We start from the raw sequence: 19,572 nt of genomic DNA, 5'->3' as shown, positions 1-19,572 counted from the left end.
GCAAACCATGACAGATTTAATCACTCGCCCCCGCCGTTTGCGTCAATCTGCTTCGCTGCGCGCTATGTTTGAAGAGACAACACTGAGTTTGAACGACCTGGTGTTGCCGATCTTTGTTGAAGAAGAAATCGACGATTACAAAGCCATCGAAGCGATGCCCGGCGTGATGCGCATTCCGGAAAAGTACCTGGCCCGCGAAATTGAACGTATCGCTAACGCCGGTATCCGCTCGGTTATGACCTTCGGTATTTCCCACCATACCGATGCAACCGGCAGCGATGCCTGGAATGAGAACGGCCTGGTGGCGCGTATGTCCCGCATCAGTAAGGACGCGGTACCGGAGATGATCGTGATGTCCGATACCTGCTTCTGCGAATACACCTCACACGGCCACTGCGGTGTCTTGTGCGACCACGGCGTTGACAACGATGCCACCCTGGAGAACCTGGGTAAACAGGCGGTAGTTGCCGCAGCCGCTGGTGCCGATTTTATTGCGCCATCCGCCGCCATGGACGGTCAGGTGCAGGCCATTCGCCACGCGCTGGACGTCGCCGGTTTCACCAATACCGCCATCATGTCCTACTCCACCAAGTTTGCATCATCGTTCTACGGCCCGTTCCGTGAAGCAGCCGGTACCGCGCTGAAAGGCGATCGTAAGACCTATCAGATGAGCCCGATGAACCGCCGTGAAGCGATTCGTGAATCCCTGCTGGACGAAGCCCAGGGTGCAGATTGCCTGATGGTCAAACCGGCGGGCGCCTACCTGGATATCCTGCGTGATATTCGCGAACGCAGTGACCTGCCGCTCGGCGCGTACCAGGTCAGCGGCGAATACGCGATGATCAAGTTTGCCGCGCAGGCCGGCGCTATCGATGAAGAAAAAGTGGTGCTGGAAAGCCTTGGCGCGATTAAACGTGCCGGTGCGGATCTGATCTTCAGCTATTTCGCCCTCGATTTAGCCGAAAAGAAAATCCTGCGTTAATTTCCTGTAATTCCCCCGGTGGCGCTGCGCTGACCGGGCTACGGGCCCACCGCAATATTGTGACCTTGCTGGCTGGCACCATTCCCGGTGGCGCTGCGCTGACCGGGCTACGGGCCCACCGCAATATTGTGACCTTGTAGCCCGGACAGGCGCCACGCGCCGCCTCCGGGGATGCCCTGGTCTCGCTGCGGTTACTGATATTTTACGAGCGCCTTTCCATTCTCTTCCCGTGGTCGTTGTTTCTGCATCTCTCCGCATTTATCTTCCTGCTCTCACGCAATCCGTTCTGAGCAAGGAGCTCACCGTGGTCGCCTATCGTCGTAACTACATTCAAGGTGGAACCTGGTTTTTCACCGTCAATTTGCGCAACAGAAGAAGCTCACTTCTGACTCAGGAAATCAGGGAATTACGCCGCGCTATTCTCACCGTCAAACAACGCAAGCCGTTTATTATCGATGCATGGGTCGTTCTGCCGGAACACCTGCATTGCATCTGGACGTTGCCTGAACATGATTGTGATTTTTCTGCTCGCTGGCGGGACATAAAAAGAGGGTTTACCCGTGCATTGAAACTACACCGGGTCTGGCAGCCGCGGTTCTGGGAACACACGATTCGACATCAGCAGGACTACCGGCGTCATATTGACTATATCTACATGAATCCGCTCAAACATGGCTGGGTACACCAGGTACGGGACTGGCCTTTTTCAACCTTTCATCGGGATGTGAGGTTAGGGTTATATCCTGCAGACTGGGGTGGAGAGAAGGATGATTTCCCCTGCGGAGAGCGTTGAAGGTCATCTCCCCCGGTGGCGCTGCGCTGACCGGGACTACATACTTGTGCACTGTAGCCCGGATAAGGTGCCTGCACCGCCATCCGGGAACATACCTGCACACCGCGATACGTAATGTTCACCCAACTGTAATCTGAGCGACACTTGCACCTTCTACTGTCTGGGCAGGACGGAGGAGGAAGCGCTATGTTTAGTCTCGACAATGTACTCGACGACCTGTGGCCTCAGGCGAGGCCTGCCCCCTGGCAAAAAAAACTACTCAAAAAATTACTGCATGAAGACGAGTTTCAACAATTTGCCGCTCGCCATCGCCACCTGAAAGGACTTGATACGGTCGAACAGGTGCTCGAACATCTCAATATCCGCTGCGCCATCCCGGCGCACGATCTGGAACAAATCCCCGAACACGGCCCGCTGGTGATCGTCTCAAACCATCCCACCGGCACGCTTGATGGCCTCGCGCTACTCTATGCCGTCTCCCGAGTGCGTCGCGATGTCAAAGTCGTCACCAACCGCCTGTTAAGCCATCTGGAGCCGCTCAGCTCGCTGTTTATTCCCGTCGACAACATCAACGGGCGCACCGCCAAAGCCGCCTTGCAGCAGATGGATCACCAGCTCCAGAACGGCGGCGTGCTGATCTTCTTCCCGGCGGGCGAAGTGTCGCGTCTGACGCGTCGGGGCATTCGCGATAAAAAATGGCACCCCGGCTTTATCAAGCTGGCCACCAAATACCGCGCCCCGCTGCTTCCGGTCTCGATCCGCGCCCATAACAGCGCGCTGTTTTACGCCAGCACGCTGCTCTCCGACAACCTGCCGATGTTGCTGCTGATGCAGCAGATGTTCCGTCGCCGCAACAGCAGCCTGCCGATCGCCATCGGCCAACAAGTGGCCTGGTCTTCCTGGTATCAGCCGCAGGCCTCGCCCCGTGAACTGGCGGATCGCTGCTATCGCCACGTCGAACGGCTGGGTAAAGGCCTGCCGGGCGTGTTTAAAACCGAAAGCGCGATTGCGCGACCGGAAGACCGCGCGCTGCTCAAGCGTGAGCTCAGCCAGGCCGAATGCCTGGGGCGCACGGCGGACGGCAAAATGATCTATCTGTGGCAGCGTCAGGAGCAGGAGGATGCGCCACTGCTACGCGAGCTGGGCCGCCTGCGAGAAATCGCCTTTCGTGCGGTCGGTGAAGGCAGCGGTAAACGACGCGACGTCGACGGGTATGACGACGATTATCTGCATCTGATTTTGTGGGATGAAGAAGACCTGGAGATCGTCGGTGCCTACCGTTTTATGCCCACCGGCCAGCAGCGGGAAAAGCGCGGGCTGGAAGGGATCTACAGCTACAGCCTGTTTCATTACGATGCAAGGATGGAGGATATCCTCACTCATGGTATCGAACTGGGGCGCAGCTTTATCCAACCGCGTTACTGGGGACGCCGCGGGCTTGATTACCTGTGGTCCGGTATCGGGGCCTATCTGGCGCGCTACCCGCACTACCGGTATTTGTTTGGCCCGGTCTCTATTTCCGGCGGTCTGCCGCCTGCGGCACGCGATCTGCTGGTGGCCTTCTATCGCCTGTGGTTCCCGGCCATGCATCCGCTGGCGGAGTCTCGTCGTCCTTATCCTGCCTCGCTGCCCGACGTGCTGGCGCAGTTTGGCGGCGAAGATTATAACGAGGATCTGACGAGGCTGAAGTCGCTGCTGGGCAATCTCGGCTGCGCCATTCCGCCGCTGTATAAACAGTACTCCGAGGTCTGCGAACCGGGCGGCGTGCAGTTTATCGATTTCGGCAGCGACCCGGATTTCAACAACTGCGTCGATGGTCTGGTGCTGGTGGATTTGACCTATCTGAAAGCGAATCGCTATCAGCGCTATATTGGCGCGCATCTGGACTCGCAAAAGTCGGCGTAACGGCTCTTTTCCCGGAGGCGGCGCGTTGCGCCTGTCCGGGCTACAAGGCCACAACATCACGCTGACCCCGGAGGCGGCGCGACGCGCCTGTCCGGGCTACAAGGCACAACGTCGCGCAGGGCCGTAGCCCGGTCAGCGCAGCGCCACCGGGAATGGTGCCAGCCGCCTGTCCGGGCTACAGGGTCATGCTGAACTCGTAGCCCGGTAATAGGGTTTATCACCAAGGATGGTCGCCCGGTGCATGATGCGCCGCTGCGGCAGATAGTCGGCATTGGCGTAGTGTTGCGTCACCCGGTTATCCCAGATGGCCACATCGTCAGGCTGCCAGCGCCAGCGCACCTGAAATTCCGGCTTCGTAATGTGGGCAAACAGGAAGCTTAACAGCGCCTCGCTCTCTTTTTCCGTCACGTCGACAATGCGGGTGGTGAATCCTTCGTTCACGAACAGTGCCTGCTTGCCGGTCACCGGATGGGTACGCACCACCGGGTGCAGCAGCGGCGGATTCTTGCTCACCGCCTCCAGCCAGCGCTGATGCTCCGCCTCGGTGTTGCGGTATTTATACTCCTGGAACGATTTACGGAAATCATGTTCCGCCCGCAGTCCGCTGAGCAACTGACGAAAAGGCGCCGAAAGCGCCTCATAGGCCGCCACGCCGCTGGTCCACAGCGTATCGCCACCGGTCACCGGCAGCTCCTTCGCCGCCAGAATCGCCCCGGCGGGCGGCGTCTCAATAAACGTCACATCGGTGTGCCAGTTATCGTTATCCGGCGGATTATCGTCATGGGTATCGAGCACAATGATCTCATCGACTCCTGGCGCATGCGGATACACCGGATGAATATGCAGATCGCCAAAGCGCAACGCCAGGTCGCGCTGCTGCTGCGGGGTGATGTGCTGCCCGCGCAGGAACACCACCTGGTGACGCAGCACCGCATGATACAGCTGTTCAAACTGGTTATCGTTCAGCGGACGAGTCAGATCGGCACCGGTAACTTGCGCGCCAATGTACGGCCCCAGCGGGGTAATGCTCAGACGTTCACTCATTGTATTTCTCCATGCCAGGGCGTCAGTCGGCGCTGTAATGCGCGCAGTCCCAGTTCTAACAGAAACGCGATAATCGCAATCACCGCAATGCCGGCCAGCACCACATCGGTCGCGAGGAATTCACCGGCGGATTGCACCATAAAACCTAAACCGCGGGTGGCGGCAATCAGCTCCGCGGCCACCAACGTTGACCAGCCCACCCCCAGCCCGATACGCAGCCCGGTCAGGATTTCCGGCAATGCGCCAGGCAGGATCACCAGCCACAACACCTGCGCCCGGCTGGCGCCTAAGGATTGCGCCGCGCGAATACGTACCGGCTGGGCGCTTTTCACCCCCGCCAGCGTCGCCATCACCACCGGGGCGAAAATCGCGAGATAGATCAGTAATATTTTTGGCGTTTCGCCGATCCCAAACCAGATGATCACCAGCGGCAGCCACGCCAGCGGCGGCACCGGACGATACAGCTCAATTAACGGATCGAGGATCCCGTGCACCGTCGGATTCAGCCCCATCGCGATCCCCACCGGAACGCCCACGATCGTCGCCGCCGCGAGGGCGATCACGATCCGCGTCAGGCTTGCCGCCAGATGCTGCCACAGCGTGGCATCCATAAAGCCCTGCGGCCCGGCAATCACCAGCAGCTTGCGAAATACCTGCTCCGGCGGCGGAAGAAACAGCGGGCTAATCAGCCCAATGGCGGTCACGGCCCACCAGGCCGCCAGCAGCACCGCCAGCGTCGAAAAACTCAACGTCAGCTGACGGGAGAGCGGCCAGCGCCACTTCAACGCCCGCGGGCGCGGTTTGTCATTGATCACGACGCTCATGAGAAGGCCTCCCGTTGTTCAAATACCCGGCTCAGGACGTATTCACGCTGTTCGATAAACAGCGGGTCGGATTTGATGCTGCGGCAGGACTCCCCGGCAACAAAACGGCGACCAAAATTGAGCGGCAAACGCTCCAGCACCCGCCCCGGCCCCGGCGACAGCAGCACCAGCTCGGTGGCCATAAATACCGCCTCTTCGATATCGTGAGTGATCAGCAGCACCTGTTTTCCGGTCTCATGCCACAGGCTGAGCAGCAGGGTTTGCATCTGCTCACGGGTGAAAGCGTCCAGCGCGCCAAACGGCTCATCAAGCAGCAGCAACTGCGGGTTCGCCGCCAGCGCTCTGGCAATGCCGACCCGCTGACGCTGGCCGCCTGAGAGTTGCCAGATAAAGCGTTTCCCCGCCCCTTCCAGCCCGACTTTTTTCAGCATCCGCGCCGCCGTCTCCCGGCGCACGGCTTTGTCGACGCCTGCCAGCTGTAGTCCGAGGGCAACGTTATCCTGCACGTTACGCCACGGCAGCAGCCCTTCATGTTGAAACACCACGCCGCGCTCGGCGCCCGGTCCGTCAACCCGTTTTCCTTCGAGGGTGATGCTGCCGTGCTGATAAGGCACAAATCCGGCAATCAGGTTCAGCAGCGTGGTTTTGCCACAGCCGGATGGCCCGAGGACCACCAGCAGTTCGCCGCTGTCCAGCGTCAGGTTGATATCTGCCAGCGCCGGTTTACCCGCGTAGTCGGCAGAGAGGTGCGAGATTTGCAGCATCAAAGCCTCCTGTTACTTCACAAAACGGTCGGTGACGTACTGGCGGTAGTCGCTGCCGGCCGCCGGCACCTTGCCCTGCTCTTTGAGGAACTTCGCAGTATCGACAATCGCCTCGTTTACCGGGCCATTCAGCGCCTGCGCCTGCTGGGCGGCGGTCAGGTAGGTATTACCTTTCACCAGCCCCGGGACATCGGCATCCGGGACGCCGCTCAGGCGCGCCAGTTTGCTGATGTTATCCGGCTGCTTCAGCCACTGCTCCGGATTGGCGATGTACGCTTGCTGGGCCTCGATCGCGCTCTTCGCAAAGGCTTTCACGATGTCCGGGTGCTGCTCGGCAAAATCTTTGCGTACCACCCAGACGTCCAGCGTCGGCGCGCCCCACTCGCCCACCTGCGACGAATCGGTCAACACGGAGCCCTCTTTTTCCAGCTCGTTTACCGCCGGCGCCCAGACGTAGGCCCCGTCAATATCGCCACGCTGCCAGGCGGCAATAATCGCCGGCGGCTGCAGATTGATGATCTGCACCTGACCCGGCTTAATGCCCCAGTGTTTCAGCGCCGACAGCAGGCTGTAGTGGGTGGTGGAGATAAACGGCACCGCGATGCGTTTGCCGATCAGATCTTCGGGTTTGGTGATGCTCTTTTTCACCACCAGCGCTTCGGAATTGCCGAGCTTCGACGCCAGCAGGAACACTTCAATCGGCACCTGCTGGCTGGCGGCCACCGCCAGCGGGCTGGAACCGAGGTTACCGATTTGCACATCGCCGGAGGCCAGCGCGCGGACGATGCTCGACCCGCTATCGAATTTGCGCCAGTCGACGGTTGCGCCGCTGGTTTTCGCAAAGGTGTTATCCGCCTGCGCGACTTTCGCCGGTTCAGCAGAGGTCTGATAGGCCACGGTAACGTTGACCGCCTGGGCCTGGAATGCCGCAAGCGCCAGGGCGGTAATAAGTGTGATGCGCGATGTTAGTGCCATAGTGTCTGCTGTCCTCATCTCCCGTCATACTTCGAGCCGCATGTGCGTTGGCTACAACTCGAATTATTTAGGGACGTGTATGTTATGAGTGCAGTATTTCCGGCCTGATGTGTTTGATGAAGTAATTAAAAATTCTTGTTAAGAACAAAGCGTTTTTAGAAAAAAAGCGGCAATGCTTATATCCCCAATGGATTTCAAGATGCCGACAGGCGGCAAACAGGCCGCCTGAAGGATGACGTGTATTGCGATTTTGTTACATTCATTGCATAACTGCGCCTGGATGATTGCCAGCGCAGCGGCGGCAGGCATCATAGGCGCCATGATCTGCTAAGAGAGAAGAAACATGATTCGAGTGGTGCTGGTTGACGATCATGTGGTGGTGCGCTCCGGCTTTGCGCAATTGCTCAGCCTCGAAGAAGGCCTTGAAGTTGCGGGCCAGTACAGCTGCGCGGCGCAGGCATGGCCAGCCCTGCTGCGCGATGACATCAACGTGGCAGTGATCGATATCGCCATGCCGGACGAAAACGGCCTGAGCCTGCTGAAACGCCTGCGCGCCCAGAAACCCGACTTCCGCGCCATCATCCTGAGCATCTACGACACCCCGACCTTTGTGCAGAGCGCGTTAGATGCCGGCGCCAGCGGCTATTTAACCAAGCGCTGCGGGCCGGAAGAGCTGGTGCAGGCGGTGCGCTCCGTCGGGCTGGGTGGCCACTACCTGTGCGCCGATGCGCTGCGGGCGTTGCGCGGCGGGCAACAGCCGTCGCCGGTGCTGGACATCCTCACGCCACGTGAACGCGAAGTGTTTGATCTGCTGGTGAAAGGCGATAGCGTCAAGGAGATAGCCTACCGCCTCGAGCTTAGCCATAAAACCGTGCACGTGCATCGCGCGAACGTGCTGGGCAAGTTGCAGTGCCAGAGCACGATAGACCTGGTCCATTTTGCTCTCGATCACCAGCTGCTGACCGGCCATTAATGTCGCGCAATCTGCGTTATTGGGTGATCTCGCTGTTCATCGTGCTGGCCTGGGGAAGCGGCTGGCTGATGCTGTGGACGCTGGGATTCTATTTGACCCACAACGGCCAGCAGGCGGCGCTGTTCCTGCCGCACGGAGTCTATCTGGCGCTGCTGATCCTCCTCTCCCGCCGCTACTGGCCGGCCCTGATGCTGCCGCCCATGGCGATGCTGCTGTGGCTGCACAGCGAACAGTTGCTGAGCGGCTATGCCCTGCTGGCCAGCCCGTTGATTAATCTGCTACCCGCTCGCCTCGCCCAGACTTTCTGGCACCGTTTTCCCCTGTACTGGCAGCGGCTGACGCTGCTGTTGGCCACGGTGACCGCCGCGGCGTTACTCAACACCGCCCTGATGTCGCCGCTGGTGGAAAGCCCGGCGATGCTGCTCGGGCTGGCCGCGTTTACCGGCGGCGTGTTGCTGACGCCGTTCGTCTACCTGATCTTTGAATTTTTACGCCAGCAGCACCGCTACCACCTGCTGGGGCTGGATACCAGCAATCCACCGCTCCGCACCTCGCTGATTATCTGGTGCAGCCTGTTCTTTATCATCGGCATCGGCACCCAGATGGTGTTGTCGCCGGAAATTGAGCGACTGTTGCTGATTGTGGTGTTTCTCCCCAACGTGGTGATGGCCTGGAAGTTTGGCTGGCAGGGCGGCGTGCTCTCCGGCCTGCTGGGCAGCATGATGATCACCATTGCCCGCCAGGTTGGCGTCGGGTTCAGCAATCTGGTTGAACTGGAGATTTTTCTGGCAACCCAGGCGCTGCTCGGGATCGGGCTGGGCATCGCCATCAGCCGCCAGCAGCACCTGGCGCAGAATCTGCACCACTACCGCCAGCGGCTGGAAGCCGAACTGGCCGCACGGCGGGCGCTGACCGAAAAGCTGATCCACACCGAAGAGGACACCCGCAAAAGCCTGGCGCGTGAGCTGCACGATGAGATCGGGCAGAACATCACCGCCATTCAGATTCAGTCCCAACTGGTTAAGCGCTCGCAGGATCCGGCGCAAACCCAGGCCGCAGCCAGCCAGATAAACGATCTCGCCCGGCGGATCCATCACTCCACGCGCCAGCTGCTGCGCCAGTTGCGCCCACCGGCCCTTGACGAGCTGTCGTTCAGGGAGGCGCTGCTGCACCTGCTCAACGACTGCGCGTTTGCCGAACGCGGCATCCGCTGTCAGTTTGACTACCGCCTGACCGCCACGCCGGACAGCGAAACGCTGCGCTTTACCCTCTACCGGCTGCTGCAGGAGCTGCTGAATAACATCTGCAAACATGCCGCCGCCAGCGAGGTGACGATTACCCTGCTTCAGCAGGGTGGGACGTTACGCCTGGAAGTGAAGGATAACGGCGTCGGTATCAGCCCTGACAAAATAGCCGGGTTTGGCATCCAGGGGATGCGCGAACGCGTCAGCGCCCTCGGCGGAGCGCTGACCCTGGAATCGCAGCACGGCACGCGGGTAATTGTTAACCTGCCCACAAATTTGCAACAAAGCGGCACCTGACCAGGAAAAAGTCTTAGCGACTCCGGACTTTATCTCATCCCCTTTCGTCGTCCCTTTCTTATAGTCAGCCCAACGGAGGCGGCCATGCACTCAGGCACAACACGCGAGATCAACCAACGCTATCGGGCGCTTCGTCCACGGCTGCTGATGTGCATGGTCATCGGGTATGCAGCGTTTTATCTGACGCGCAAAAGCGTCAACTACGTGCTTCCGGCGTTACAAACGGATCTCGGTCTGGATAAAGGCGATATCGGCCTGCTGGGGTCGCTGTTTTATCTGACCTACGGGCTGTCGAAATTTACCGCCGGACTGTGGCACGACAGCCACGGGCAGCGCTGGTTTATGGGCATCGGGCTGTTCGCCACCGGCCTATTGAACGTGGTGTTTGCCTTCGGCGAATCGCTGACGCTGCTGCTGGCGGTCTGGACGCTGAACGGTTTTTTCCAGGGCTGGGGCTGGCCGCCCTGTGCCCGACTGCTGACCCACTGGTATTCGCGCAATGAACGCGGCTTCTGGTGGGGGTGCTGGAATATGTCGATCAACATCGGCGGGGCGATTATCCCGCTGATTAGCGCCTTCGCCGCCCACTGGTGGGGCTGGCAGGCGGCGATGCTGGCCCCCGGAACCATCGGCATGGCCGCGGGCCTGTGGCTGATGCTCCAGCTCAAAGGCACGCCACAGGAAGAGGGATTGCCGTCGGTCGGCAACTGGCGTAACGACCCGTTAGAGCTGCGTCAGGAGCAGCAAAGTCCGCCAATGGGGCTGTGGGAAATGTGGCGCACCACGATGCTCAACAACCCGATGCTCTGGCTGCTGGGCGTCTCGTATGTGCTGGTCTATTTGATCCGCATCGCGCTCAACGACTGGGGCAACATCTGGCTGACGGAGAGCCACGGCGTCAACCTGCTCAGCGCCAATGCCACGGTGATGCTGTTCGAAGCCGGCGGTTTGCTCGGCGCGCTGTTTGCCGGATGGGGTTCGGATCTGTTGTTCAGCGGCCAGCGGGCTCCGATGATTTTACTGTTTACGCTCGGGCTGATGGTGTCCGTCGCCGCCCTGTGGCTCGCCCCGGTGCATCACTACGCCCTGCTGGCGATCTGTTTCTTCACCGTGGGCTTCTTCGTTTTTGGCCCGCAAATGCTGATTGGCCTCGCGGCGGTGGAAGCCGGACACAAAGCGGCGGCGGGGTCGATCAGCGGTTTTCTCGGCCTGTTCGCCTATCTGGGCGCGGCGCTGGCAGGTTGGCCGCTGTCACTGGTTATTGAACGCTACGGCTGGCCCGGGATGTTCAGTTCGCTCTCGGTCGCGGCGGTACTTATGGGGCTATTGCTGATGCCGCTGCTGATGGCCGGCATGACCCCCGCTTCTGGTCAAAGGATAAAACAATGAAAAAAACTCTGGTCACTACCCTGATAGCTTCCGGCATTGCGCTGGCCACCCTGAGCGGCGCGGCACATGCCAAAGGCCGCCTGGTGGTCTACTGCAGCGCCACCAACGAAATGTGTGAAGCTGAAACCAAAGCCTTCGGTGAAAAATATGACGTGAAAACGTCATTCATCCGCAACGGATCCGGCAGTACCCTGGCGAAGGTCGATGCCGAGAAGAAAAACCCGCAGGCGGACGTCTGGTACGGCGGCACCCTTGACCCGCAGTCTCAGGCCGGTGAAATGGGTCTGCTGCAACCCTATAAATCGCCTAATCTCGCGCAGGTAATGGAACAGTTTCGCGATCCGGCGAAGCTGAAAGGTAACTACTCCTCGGCGGTGTACGTCGGTATTCTCGGCTTCGGCGTCAACACCGAGCGCCTGAAAGAGAAAAACCTGCCGGTACCGAAATGCTGGAAGGATCTGACCAAACCGGAATACAAAGGCGAGATTCAGATTGCCGATCCGCAAAGCTCCGGCACCGCCTACACCGCGCTGGCGACCTTCGCCCAGTTGTGGGGAGAAGATCAGGCCTTTGATTACCTGAAGCAGCTCAACGCCAACGTCTCTCAGTACACCAAATCCGGCATTGCCCCGGCACGCAACGCCGCCCGCGGTGAAACGGCCATCGGCATCGGCTTCCTGCACGACTATTCGCTGGAAAAAGAACAGGGCGCCCCGCTGGAGCTGATTGCCCCGTGCGAAGGCACCGGTTATGAAATTGGCGGCATCAGCATTCTGAAAGGCGCGCGCAACCTCGACAACGCCAAACTGTTTGTTGACTGGGTGCTGTCGAAAGAGGCCCAGGAGCTGGCATGGAAGAAAGGCAAGTCCTATCAGATCCTGACCAACACCAGCGCCGAAACCTCGCCAAACTCACTGAAGCTCGATGACCTGAAGCTTATCAACTACGACATGGACAAATACGGTTCTACCGATGTTCGTAAAGCGTTGATCAATAAGTGGGTTAGCGAAGTGAAGATGGGTAAATAAACCCGCATTGCGTTCATTTGCCGGGTGATGCGTCAGCGCCTTACCCGGCCAACCTTACCGGAACCGCTATGTCACACACACTTGCACTCCATCCCGTGAAAAAACGGGATGCGATATTCCTTTGGGTTTTGCTCGGCTGGCTGGCGTTTGCCCTGCTGCCGAGCTGGAGCCTGGATTACGGTCTGCTGGAGTCCACGAGCGATGAAATTCTCGCGGCCTACGGCTGGTCACAGTTCACGGTCAGCTGGCTGTGGTATCTGCTGCCGAGCCTGCTGCTGATCCGTCCGTTCCATGAGGCCAGGCGCGAACAGCGCAGCCGTCACTACCTCGATGCCGGCTGGGCGCTGTTGTGCATGGCGTTTATCGTCATCAGCGCCACCGTTGCCGGGCGTGGCCTGGGTTACGCCACCATCGTCCTGTTTGTCGCGCTGGGCGCCATTATGACCACGGCCCTGACGCGCCTCGAATGGCTGGGCGGCGATCGCTTCGTGATTGGCTCTCTGGTCACCATCGTGGCGTTAATTGGCGTGTTTATCGTCTGGCCAAGCATCGCTATTTTCATCCCGATGTTCACCAACGAGGCGGGCGAGTTTGCCCCGCTGGCGTTTATGGCCGTGCTGTCGCAGGCGCATATTGTCCAGGTGATCCTCAACTCCATCGCCCTGTCGATGGCGGTCGGCGTCGGCTGCACCTTCTTTGGCCTGGTGCTGGCGATTTACACCACCCGCATCGCCCAGCGGAGCGCCATTATTGGCCGCATCTTCTCGATTCTGCCGATCGTCACCCCGCCGTTCGTCGTCGGCCTGGGCGTCACGCTGATGATGGGCCGCTCCGGCTACGTCACCGAGTTTATGGTCGAGTGGTTCGGCCTGACCAACACCAACTGGCTGTACGGCTTTACCGGCATCTGGCTGGCGCAGGTGCTGGCCTTCACCCCCATGGCCTTTATGATCCTGGACGGGGCGATCAAAACCATTCACCCCTCGTTGGAAGAAGCGTCGTACACCCTGCGCGCCAGCCGCTGGCAAACCTTTAACGGTGTGTTTGTCCCGCTGCTAAAACCGGCGCTGGCGAATGCCTTCCTGATCGTGATTGTCCAGTCGCTAGCCGACTTCAGTAACCCGCTGGTGCTCGGCGGTAACTTTGACGTGCTGGCCACGCAGATCTACTTCTACATTACCGGCTCGCAGCTCGATTATCAGGCCGCCAGCACCCTCGGCGCCTTCCTGCTGCTGTTCTCGCTGCTGGTGTTCTGCATCCAGTATATGTGGATCGGTAAGCGCTCTTACGTCACGGTATCGGGTAAGTCCTACCGGGGCGACGTTCAGCCGCTGCCGGTTACCCTGGTATGGAGCGTGATCGCCATTCTGGCGGTGTGGATCGCCTTTAACGCCCTGCTCTACGGCAGCATTTTCTACGGCAGCTTTACCGTCAACTGGGGAGTGGATTACACCCTGACGCTGGATAACTTTATCAAGCTGTTTGGCCAGGGAATGAGCGACGGAGCATGGCCTTCCCTGCTCGACACCCTGCTGTATGCCGGGATCGCCGCGCCGATCACCGCCGCCTTCGGCCTGCTGATCGCCTGGATCGTGGTGCGCCAGCAGTTCAAAGGCAAAAAGACCATCGAATTCACCACCATGCTGTGCTTCGCGGTACCGGGCACCGTGGCGGGCGTCTCCTATATTCTCGCCTTTAACAGCGCCCCGGTGTACCTCACCGGCACCGCGGCCATCGTGATTATTTCGATGGTGATGCGTAACGTGCCGGTCGGGATCCGCGCCGGGATAGCCGGATTAGGCCAGATCGATAAATCGCTGGATGAAGCCTCCCTCAGCCTGCGCGCCGGGAGCTTACGCACCATCACCCACATTCTGCTGCCGCTGTTGCGCCCGGCGATCCTCTCGGCGCTGATCTACAGCTTTGTGCGCGCCATTACCACCGTCAGCGCCATCGTGTTCCTCGTCACGCCGGATACCCGCGTGGCAACGGCCTACATCCTCAACCGGGTGGAAGACGGCGAATATGGGGTGGCGATCGCCTACGGTTCGATTCTGATCGTGGTCATGCTGACCATTATTTTCATCTTTGACTGGCTGATCGGGGAAGCACGCATCTCCCGCTCAAAAGCCAAAAACCAGGCGTAATGGAGCGCACTATGAGCCAGAAAAATTTCGTTGAACTGCGCAACGTCACCAAGCGATTCGGCAGCAACATGGTCATCGACAATATCAATCTGACGATCCCCCAGGGGCAGATGGTGACCCTGCTCGGCCCTTCCGGCTGCGGGAAAACCACCATATTGCGTCTGGTGGCCGGGCTGGAAAAACCCAGTGAAGGACAGATTTTCATTGATGGCGAAGACGTGACCCATCGCTCGATTCAGCAGCGTGATATCTGCATGGTCTTTCAGTCCTACGCCCTGTTCCCGCATATGTCGCTGGGTGAGAACGTCGGCTATGGCCTGAAAATGCTGGGCGTATCGCGCAGCGAAGTGAAAACCCGCGTCAAAGAGGCGCTGGCGATGGTGGATCTGGAGGGATTCGAAGACCGCTATGTCGATCAGATCTCCGGCGGTCAGCAGCAGCGTGTGGCGCTGGCGCGAGCGCTGATCCTCAAGCCGAAAGTGCTGCTATTTGATGAACCACTGAGCAACCTCGACGCCAACCTGCGCCGTAGTATGCGCGACAAGATCCGCGAGCTGCAAAAGCAGTTTGATATCACCTCGCTGTACGTGACCCACGATCAGAGCGAAGCCTTTGCGGTCTCCGATACCGTGCTGGTGATGAACAAGGGGCATATCATGCAGATGGGCTCGCCGCAGGATCTCTACCGCCAGCCGGCATCGCGCTTTATGGCGAGCTTTATGGGGGACGCCAACCTGTTCCCGGCCACCTTCCAGCAGGACGCGGTCGATATCTACGGCTACCGCCTGCCGCGACCGGGGCATTTTGTCGCCCAGGGTGCGGGTACCGTCGGCGTGCGTCCGGAAGCCATTACGTTGAGCGATCGCGGCGAGGAGAGCCAGCGCTGCGTGATCCGCCACGTGGCGTATATGGGGCCGCAGTATGAGGTGACGGTGGAGTGGCACGGGCAGGAGATCTTATTGCAGGTCAACGCCACCCGTCTGCAACCGGACGTCGGCGAGCACTATTACCTTGAAATCCACCCCTACGGGATGTTTGTCTTAGCCGATGCGGCGTGATGCATAGCGGCTGACGCCTTACCCGGCCTACAACGCGTAGCTGCAGGTCGGGTAAGTCGACGCGACCTCAGCGCCGTGCGTGGAGCTCAGCAATATCCTTCGGCGTGGTCCGGCAGCAGCCGCCAATCAGCTTCGCCCCTGCCGCCAGCCATTGCGGCAGATGATCGTGCAGCGTGGCGCAGCTTTCGCCATGATGATGCCAGGTTTTACTCTGCGCATCGTAATGCTCGCCGGAGTTCGGGTACACCACCAGCGGCAGCGGAGTCAGGCTCTGCAGATGCGCCAGCGCTGCGGTGGTGTTTTCCAGCGCGATGCAGTTAATCCCCACCGCCACCACCTGCGGGTAGCCCTGCAGCAGAGTGATCACCTCACGCAGCGGCGTTCCGTCACTCAGATGTTCGCTATCACGCAGGGTGAACGAGAACCAGGCCCGCGCGCTTGGGTAGCCGCTCAGCAGCTCCGCCAGCGCTGCGATCTCAGCAAAAGATGGCAGGGTTTCGCAGGCCAGCAGATCGGCCCCGGCATCGAGCAGCGCCTCAATGCGCGGGCGATGGAAATCCTGAAACACCTCGCGGCTGCGCACATAGTCGCCGCGATACTCAGAGCCGTCCGCCAGGAACGCGCCGTATGGCCCGACGGAACCGGCCACCAGCAACGTGCCGGCCTGCGGGTTCTCCGCCAGATAAGCCTCCCGCGCCTTGCGCGCCAGCTCAACGCTGCGGCTAATCAACGCTTTCGACTGCGCCTCATCCAGCCCGCGGGCGGCAAACCCGGCCGGCGTCGCCTGATAGCTGGCGGTAATGGCCACCTGCGCCCCGGCGCGGAAGTAATCGAGATGCACATCGCGGATCAGCTGCGGGTTTTCCAGCAGCACTTTCGCCGACCACAGGCTGTCGGCCAGATTGCAGCCGCGTGCTTCCAGCTCCGTTGCCATCGCGCCATCAAGCAGGACAAAGGGCTGGCTGGCAAGAATGGTGGTTAACGGATTATTCTGCGACATGTTGAGGCTCCTGGGTCAATTTCCGTGAACGGGTCAGATAGTAGGCACCATAGCACAGCGCCACGAACGGGATCCCGCACCACAGCGCAATTCTCTGGCTGGGGTCAAACGCCAGGCCAACGCAGGCCACCAGGCACAAAATAAAGCCCAGCACCGGCACCAGCGGATACCACGGCGCACGATAGTGCAGGTCGCTCAGCGCTTTTCCCTGCTGCAGATGACGACGGCGGAACATAAAGTGCGAGGCGCAAATGCTCAGCCATACCGCCACCACCGCGAAGCCGGAAATCGCCGACAGCGCCACAAACACCGTATCCGGCGCCACGACGCTGGAGAACAGCGCCAGCACGCCGCCCAGCATACTGACCGACAGCGCGGTCAGCGGGACGCCGTTTTTATTCACTTTGGCAAAGCACGCCGGCAGCGTTTTCTCATTCGACAGCGACCACAGCATCCGCCCGGAGGCATACAGCCCGGAGTTCGCCGCCGAAAGAATTGCCGTCAGGATCACGAAGTTAAAAATATCCGCGGCATACGGAATCCCGACTTTTTCAAACACCAGCACGAACGGGCTTTTTTCCACCCCGGCCTGCTGCATCGGGATCAGCGCCGCCAGCACAAAGACGGTGCCGATAAAAAAGATAATCAGCCGGGCGATGGTGGTGCGAATCGCCACCGGGATCACTTTATGCGGATTTTCCGTCTCTCCCGCCGCGATGCCAATCAGCTCGGTACCGGAGAACGCAAAGTTCACCGCCACCATGGTCATCAGGATCGGCAGCCCGCCGTGCGGGAACCAGCCTTCGGCAGTAATGTTATGCAGGCCGGGAGCCGGCGAGCCATCTTGCATCGGAATAATGCCGAAGATCGCGGCGCCGCCGAGAATAATGAACGCGATAATCGTGATCACTTTCACCAGCGAGAACCAGAACTCCCCTTCGGCAAAAAAGCGGGTAGAAATTACGTTGAGGCCAAAGATAATCACGCAGAACAGCACGCACCAGATCCACACCGGGATCTGCGGGAACCAGTACTGCATGCAAAATCCGGCGGCGGTAAAGCTGGAACCGAGCGCCACCGTCCAGGTAAGCCAGTACAGCCACGCCACGGTATACCCGGTGGCCGGGCCAAGATAGCGTGAGGCGTAGACGTGAAACGCGCCGGTCTCCGGCATCGCCACCGACAGTTCGCCCAGACACTGCATCACCAGCCATACCACCAGCGCACCGATCAGATAGGCCAGCAGCGTACCTGCCGCGCCGGTGGTGGAGATGATATAGCCGGTATTGAAGAATAACCCTGTGCCAATAACGCCCCCCAATGACAGCATGATCAGGTGGCGGGTCTTCATGGTGCGCTTTAATTGCCCACCTTGTTGTGGTGTTGTTTGCATATTACCTTCTAAACGTATGGACATCTAAACATCCAAAGAGAATTTGTTATACCCTGCCCTACGCCAAATTGCAAAACCCCCCGCACATTCTCGCCGCCAGCGCGCTTTTTTGATGGGCATACGCCAGAAAAAAACGCGCAATATTCAGGCAAATTAACGACAAAGCGTAAATCGTGATCGCCGTACGGCTAATAATAAAATGCGAGTGCTAATTTTATAAAACACAAAACCAAAAAAGGACGTATTCATGAAACGCCGTACTCTTCCTCTGTTGGCTGCCGTGACCGCGGCGAGCATCCTGCCGGTTGTGCCCGCGCAGGCGGCAAGCCAGGTGACCTTTCCCGATAAAGTCTGCGATATCACCCGCTACGGCGCGGAGGGCCACCGCCTGCAGATTGCCCTCAATACCGAGGCCATCCAAAAAGCGATTGATGACTGCGCCGCCGCAGGCGGAGGAACCGTGCTGGTCCCCAAGGGCAACTATCTGACTAACCCTTTGTTTCTGAAAAGCCATATTCAGCTCAAGCTGGAAAAAGACGCCACCCTGGTAGCGTCGACAGAGGTCGCGGCCTATCGCGGCGATGACAAAACGAAATATGCCGAAGCGGAAAATGGCTGGCTGCCGTTTATCAGCATCGCCGATGCGCAAAACGTCGCGATCGTCGGCGAAGGCACCATCGACGGCCAGGGCGCGGTGTGGTGGGAACGCTGGCGGGAAAATATCCGCGCCACCGGCAAGAAAGGCGGCACCGACCGACCGCGGCTGATTTACATCACCCGCGCGAACAATGTGCTGATCGACGGGGTGACCCTGACCCATTCGCCAAGCTTCCACGTGGTGACCCGCTACGCCCACGATGTCGATATCAACGGCACGCGCATTCTCTCGCCCTGGCATGCGCCGAATACCGACGCCATCGACCCGATTGATAGCCAGAACATCCGCATTACCAATAACTACATCGACTGCAACGACGACCATATCGCCATCAAAGCAGAGAAAGCTGACCCGCGCTTCCCTGATGGCGTGGTGAGTAATATCTATATCGCCAACAACACCCTGAAACAGGGGCGCGGGATCTCCATCGGCAGCGAAAGCTCTGGCGGGGTCAATAACGTCGTGGTGGAAAATAATACCTTTGACGGCTCGATGTACGGCATCCGCATTAAGAGCCCGCGCGGCAAAGGCGGCGAGGTGAAGAACATCGTTTACCGCAATACCAAAATGCATAACGTCGAGGTCCCGCTGGTGTTCTCCGCATACTACAAAGCGGCGCCAATTGTGCAGGCGGAAGTCGACAAGCAGCTACAGGCGGGCGGTTTTACCCTCGGCGAACAGATCTATCCGCCGGACAGCGATCCAAAACAGCCGTTCGACCAGTATAAAACGCCGCACTTTAGCAATATCACCGTCGAAAATTTAACCTCGACCGGCAACAGCAAAGCCGCGGCCTATATCATCGGGACGCCGGAAGCCCCGCTCAGCGGCTTCCATTTTACCAACGTCAATATTGAAGCCGAGAACGGCATCCGGGTGCGTAACGCCGAACTGGAGACCAAAGGCCTCACTCTGAAGGTGAAAACCGGCCCGGCAATCCGCAAAGATGCTGGCGCAATCGTCAGCGAATAACCCCGCGCCCTCGCCTTAAGCGCATCAGGCGGTCTGCACCATAACGGTTGTCAATCGTCGTGCAGGCCGCCTCTTTTTTGCGCATCGCCTCACGCCAGAGCGCGCAAGTCCATGCCGGGAAGATGG

Annotated in this window: 16 protein-coding genes; 10 read left to right on the top strand and 6 right to left on the bottom strand. The window is 59.4% G+C overall.

All coding sequences use genetic code 11. The annotated features are described in order from the left end of the window. The first annotated feature begins 7 nt into the window (after positions 1-7). The 3 genes from hemB to EDF82_RS11145 all read left to right on the top strand — a co-directional run bounded on the left by hemB (position 8) and on the right by EDF82_RS11145 (position 3,680). Positions 8-982, top strand: coding sequence for a porphobilinogen synthase (gene hemB / locus EDF82_RS11155; protein ID WP_123755632.1), 975 nt, complete (start codon positions 8-10; stop codon positions 980-982). Between the two features lie 304 nt (positions 983-1,286). Next, positions 1,287-1,775 carry a transposase gene (locus EDF82_RS11150; RefSeq protein ID WP_123755631.1) on the top strand — a complete coding sequence of 163 codons (489 nt, stop codon included), beginning with the start codon at positions 1,287-1,289 and terminating at the stop codon, positions 1,773-1,775. A gap of 186 nt (positions 1,776-1,961) precedes the next feature. Then, positions 1,962-3,680, top strand: a complete 1,719-nt coding sequence (locus EDF82_RS11145) for a lysophospholipid acyltransferase family protein (protein ID WP_123755630.1) — start codon at positions 1,962-1,964, stop codon at positions 3,678-3,680. Positions 3,681-3,863: 183 nt separating this feature from the next. On the opposite strand, the gene tauD is transcribed toward EDF82_RS11145, so the two are convergent. From tauD to tauA, 4 genes are read right to left on the bottom strand one after another with little or no spacing between them, the layout of a single operon-like run. Further along, a complete protein-coding gene (tauD, locus tag EDF82_RS11140; protein WP_123755629.1) occupies positions 3,864-4,724 on the bottom strand; it encodes a taurine dioxygenase in 861 nt (286 codons plus the stop codon). Continuing rightward, entirely contained in the window at positions 4,721-5,548 is an 828-nt protein-coding gene (gene tauC, locus EDF82_RS11135; RefSeq protein WP_123755628.1) for a taurine ABC transporter permease TauC, read from the bottom strand. Before tauC ends, tauD begins: the two co-directional genes overlap by 4 nt. Further along, the gene (gene tauB / locus EDF82_RS11130) at positions 5,545-6,312 is read right to left on the bottom strand and encodes a taurine ABC transporter ATP-binding subunit (protein WP_123755627.1); all 768 of its coding nucleotides are present in this window, start codon (positions 6,310-6,312) and stop codon (positions 5,545-5,547) included. Before tauB ends, tauC begins: the two co-directional genes overlap by 4 nt. 12 nt (positions 6,313-6,324) lie before the next feature. Next, on the bottom strand, positions 6,325-7,287 hold the full coding sequence (gene tauA, locus EDF82_RS11125) for a taurine ABC transporter substrate-binding protein (protein ID WP_123755626.1): 963 nt from the start codon (positions 7,285-7,287) through the stop codon (positions 6,325-6,327). A 343-nt stretch (positions 7,288-7,630) separates the two neighbouring features. Between tauA and EDF82_RS11120 the strand changes: the two genes are divergently transcribed. The 6 genes from EDF82_RS11120 (at position 7,631) to fbpC (ending at position 15,423) form a co-directional block, all read left to right on the top strand. Then, the gene (locus EDF82_RS11120; RefSeq protein ID WP_123755625.1) at positions 7,631-8,260 is read left to right on the top strand and encodes a response regulator transcription factor; all 630 of its coding nucleotides are present in this window, start codon (positions 7,631-7,633) and stop codon (positions 8,258-8,260) included. Further along, complete coding sequence (locus EDF82_RS11115) at positions 8,260-9,801, top strand: MASE1 domain-containing protein (RefSeq protein WP_123755624.1); 1,542 nt, start codon at positions 8,260-8,262, stop codon at positions 9,799-9,801. The genes EDF82_RS11120 and EDF82_RS11115 overlap by 1 nt, the downstream gene beginning before the upstream one ends. Positions 9,802-9,885: 84 nt before the next feature. Beyond that, a complete protein-coding gene (gene uhpC, locus EDF82_RS11110; protein ID WP_123755623.1) occupies positions 9,886-11,190 on the top strand; it encodes an MFS transporter family glucose-6-phosphate receptor UhpC in 1,305 nt (434 codons plus the stop codon). Further along, positions 11,187-12,218: an ABC transporter substrate-binding protein gene (locus EDF82_RS11105; protein WP_123755622.1), complete on the top strand. Its 1,032-nt coding sequence runs from the start codon at positions 11,187-11,189 to the stop codon at positions 12,216-12,218. Before uhpC ends, EDF82_RS11105 begins: the two co-directional genes overlap by 4 nt. Positions 12,219-12,286: 68 nt before the next feature. After that, positions 12,287-14,365, top strand: coding sequence for an iron ABC transporter permease (locus EDF82_RS11100; protein WP_123755621.1), 2,079 nt, complete (start codon positions 12,287-12,289; stop codon positions 14,363-14,365). 11 nt (positions 14,366-14,376) lie between these two features. Beyond that, entirely contained in the window at positions 14,377-15,423 is a 1,047-nt protein-coding gene (fbpC, locus tag EDF82_RS11095) for a ferric ABC transporter ATP-binding protein (protein WP_123755620.1), read from the top strand. 67 nt (positions 15,424-15,490) lie between these two features. On the opposite strand, the gene mmuM is transcribed toward fbpC, so the two are convergent. Then, a complete protein-coding gene (mmuM, locus tag EDF82_RS11090; RefSeq protein ID WP_123755619.1) occupies positions 15,491-16,423 on the bottom strand; it encodes a homocysteine S-methyltransferase in 933 nt (310 codons plus the stop codon). Beyond that, complete coding sequence (gene mmuP / locus EDF82_RS11085; RefSeq protein WP_123755618.1) at positions 16,410-17,816, bottom strand: S-methylmethionine permease; 1,407 nt, start codon at positions 17,814-17,816, stop codon at positions 16,410-16,412. The genes mmuM and mmuP overlap by 14 nt, the downstream gene beginning before the upstream one ends. A 247-nt stretch (positions 17,817-18,063) precedes the next feature. Here mmuP and EDF82_RS11080 point away from each other — a divergent pair, with 247 nt between their 5' ends. Continuing rightward, on the top strand, positions 18,064-19,446 hold the full coding sequence (locus tag EDF82_RS11080) for a glycoside hydrolase family 28 protein (protein WP_123755617.1): 1,383 nt from the start codon (positions 18,064-18,066) through the stop codon (positions 19,444-19,446). Positions 19,447-19,572: the final 126 nt, after the last annotated feature.

The organism is Klebsiella sp. BIGb0399 (genome assembly GCF_003752615.1).
GTDB classification, from domain to species: Bacteria; Pseudomonadota; Gammaproteobacteria; order Enterobacterales; family Enterobacteriaceae; genus Klebsiella; species Klebsiella lignicola.
This window is presented reverse-complemented; position numbering and strand designations above follow the sequence as displayed.